The sequence below is a fragment of the Streptomyces phytophilus genome, assembly GCF_013870535.1.
GTDB classification, from domain to species: domain Bacteria; phylum Actinomycetota; class Actinomycetes; order Streptomycetales; family Streptomycetaceae; genus Streptomyces; species Streptomyces phytophilus.
Window position 1 is genome coordinate 1 of sequence record NZ_JACBXC010000806.1, and the last position, 2,821, is coordinate 2,821.

Below are 2,821 nucleotides of genomic sequence, written 5' to 3' on the forward strand. Positions count from 1 at the left end.
CGTCGCCGGCTACACCGAGGTGCTGATCCCACCCGCGCCCGCCCCGCGCGCCCAGCACTGCCACCTCGCCGTCGTACCGGCCCACCGCCGCCGCGGCCTCGGCCGCTGGGTCACGGCCGAGATGCTGCGCCGGCTGCACGCCGAGCACCCGCAGATCAGCGAAGTGGAGACCGCCGCGGCGGACGGCGAGGCCGCGGTGCTCGCCCTCGGCGAGCAGTTCGGCTTCCGCCCGTACCGCCGCACCCACACCTACCGGCTGCACCTGCCCGGCTGAGCCCGCAACCGTCCCGGGCGCCAGCCGACAGCCGACAGCCGCCGACTGCCAGCCGTCATCTGTCGTCGGTCATCTGATATCTGTCAGCTGTCAGCCGGGGCCGGCGGTCGCGGCGAGCGAGCCGAGGAGTGCGAGCGCCTCGCTGCTGGGCGAGCCCGGCTCCGCGTGGTAGACGACCAACTCCTGCCCCGGGGCCGCTCGCACGTCGAAGGTCTGCATCGTCAGCGTCAGCGGACCCACGTCCCGGTGCGCGAAGCGCTTGTGCTCCAGCGCCTTCCCGCGGGCGTCGTGCCGCGCCCACAGCTCCGCGAACTCCGGGCTCGACTCCAGCAGCCCGGCAAGCACCCGCCGCACCCGCGGATCGTCCGGCGCCGCGCCGTGGCCCAGCCGGAAGCCCGCGACCGAGTTGCGCGCCACGTCCTGCCAGTCCCGGTAGAAGGAGCGGGCGGCGGGGTCGGTGAACACGACCTCCATGAGGTTGCGCGAGTGCGGCCAGCCGACGAAGAGCGCGTCTGCGATGGCGTTCGAGGCGAGCACGTCGTACGCGCGGTTGTGGACGACGGCCGGGTTGTGCGGCCAGGCGTCCATGAGGGCGAGCAGGCCCGGCTCCACCCGGTCCGGCACCGCGGCGGCGCGGGCGCGGGGCCCCACGCCCGCCAGCCGGAACAGATGCAGCCGGCCGTCCTCGTCCAGCCGCAGCGCGGCGGCGAGCGCGTCGAGGACCTGCGCGGACGGCGAGCGCTCCCGGCCCTGCTCCAGCCGTACGTAGTAGTCGGCGCTGACCCCCGCCAGCAGGGCGACCTCCTCGCGCCGCAGCCCCGGCACCCGGCGCTGCCCCGTGACCGCGAGGTTCGCCGCGGCCGGGGTGACGCCCGCGCGCCGCGCGGTGAGGAAGGCGCCCAGCTCGGTACGTGCCATGCCGACCATGCTAGGCACGCCGCCCGCCGCCGTGCCTGGGTGCGCCGCACCCAGGAGGAGGCCGCCTCTGCCGCGGGCACCGCGGGCGACCCAGCCTCGTAGCCATGACCACACAGCACGCAGAGCAGACTCCCGCCGGCGCGAAGACCGTCCTCGTCACCGGCGCCAGCAGCGGCATCGGCGAGGCCGTCGCGGCCCGGCTCGCCGCCGAGGGCCACCGGGTGGTGGCGGGCGCCCGCCGCACCGACCGCCTCCTGGCCCTCGCGGAGCGTACGGCCGCCGCCGCGGCCCGCGCCGGCGGCGCACTGGAGCCCGTGGCCCTCGACGTGACGGACCGCGCGGACGTCGAGGACTTCGTCTCCGGTGCCCGCGCCCGCCACGGCCGCGTCGACGTGTTCGTCGCCAACGCCGGGGTGATGCCGCTGTCGCGGCTGGACTCCCTGCTCGTCGCCGAGTGGGACCGCATGATCGACGTGAACGTCCGCGGACTGCTCCACGGCATCGCCGCGGCACTGCCCGTGTTCGGCGCCCAGGGCTCCGGGCACTTCGTCACCGTCGCCAGCGTCGGCGCCCACGAGGTCGTGCCCACCGGCGCCGTGTACTGCGCCACGAAGTACGCGGCCTGGGCGATCACGGAGGGCCTGCGGCAGGAGTCCGACCCCTCGGTGCGGGTGACGACCGTCTCGCCCGGCGTCGTCGCCTCCGAACTCGCCGGCACCATCACCGACCCCGGCGCCGCCGAGGCCATGCGCACCTACCGCGCCCACGCGATCGCCCCGGACGCCGTCGCCGCCGCCGTCTCGTACGCCCTGTCCCAGCCGCCCGAGGTGGACGTCAACGAAATCGTCGTACGCCCCGCCCGCCAGCGCTGACATGCGGCGGCCCCGCCGCAGCCGCCGGGGGACCGCGGCCCGGGGCGACCGGTACGTTGGGCGCATGACGGCGGCAGCGGCGGGTCCGCCCACAGACCCCGGGACGAGCGAGGAAGCGCAGGCACTGCGGTCCCTCATGCGCGCGGACCTCCGCGCCGCGATGAAGGCACGCGACCGCGAGGTCGTCTCCGCGCTGCGCACCGCACTCGGCGCCATCGACAACGCCGAAGCCGTCCAGGCCCCCGACACCCCCGCCGGGCAGGAGAGCGCGCACGTCGCCGGCGCGACCTCCGGCGTCGGCTCCGCCGAGGCCGCCCGGCGGGTGCTCTCCGCCGACGACGTATGCGCCCTGCTGCGCGCGCAGATCACCGAACGCCGCACCGAGGCCGAGGTCTACGAGACGGCCGGCCAGGCCGGCGCCGCCGCGCGGCTGCACCGCGAAGCCGACGCGCTCGGCACGTACCTGACCCGCTAGGACACCGGCCCGCACCCCGGCAGACCAGCACCCCGCGAGCCGCCGGGGCGGTCAACCGGCCCCGGCGGCAGGTGAGTTCGGACGGGCGTTGTCAGTGCCCCTCGGCAGACTGGGGGGCGTACGGGACACGTCCGACGAACGGAGGCGACGATGGCGTACGACAGCGCCGAGGTGACCGCGGCCCAGGCATACCGCCGGCTGGTGCGCAGCGCGCAGGCGGCGCTCGCGGAACCCGGGGTCACACACCCCGCTTCCGCAGCCGGAGCACGTTCCAGGATACGC

General features: G+C 76.3%; 4 protein-coding genes. 3 read left to right on the forward strand and 1 reads right to left on the reverse strand.

Features of this window, described 5'->3' with window-relative positions; translation table 11 throughout:
- Positions 1-274, forward strand: a 274-nt coding sequence (locus H5J30_RS25530; protein ID WP_181789698.1) for a GNAT family N-acetyltransferase, incomplete at its 5' end; no start/stop codon positions are given.
- A 90-nt stretch (positions 275-364) separates the two neighbouring features.
- On the opposite strand, the gene H5J30_RS25535 is transcribed toward H5J30_RS25530, so the two are convergent.
- The gene (locus tag H5J30_RS25535; protein WP_181789699.1) at positions 365-1,201 is read right to left on the reverse strand and encodes a helix-turn-helix domain-containing protein; all 837 of its coding nucleotides are present in this window, start codon (positions 1,199-1,201) and stop codon (positions 365-367) included.
- A 95-nt stretch (positions 1,202-1,296) separates the two neighbouring features.
- On the opposite strand from H5J30_RS25535, the gene H5J30_RS25540 reads away from it, so the two are divergent.
- Positions 1,297-2,064, forward strand: coding sequence for an SDR family oxidoreductase (locus tag H5J30_RS25540; RefSeq protein ID WP_181789700.1), 768 nt, complete (start codon positions 1,297-1,299; stop codon positions 2,062-2,064).
- A 64-nt stretch (positions 2,065-2,128) separates the two neighbouring features.
- Entirely contained in the window at positions 2,129-2,539 is a 411-nt protein-coding gene (locus H5J30_RS25545; protein ID WP_181789701.1) for a GatB/YqeY domain-containing protein, read from the forward strand.
- The last annotated feature ends 282 nt before the right edge of the window (positions 2,540-2,821 follow it).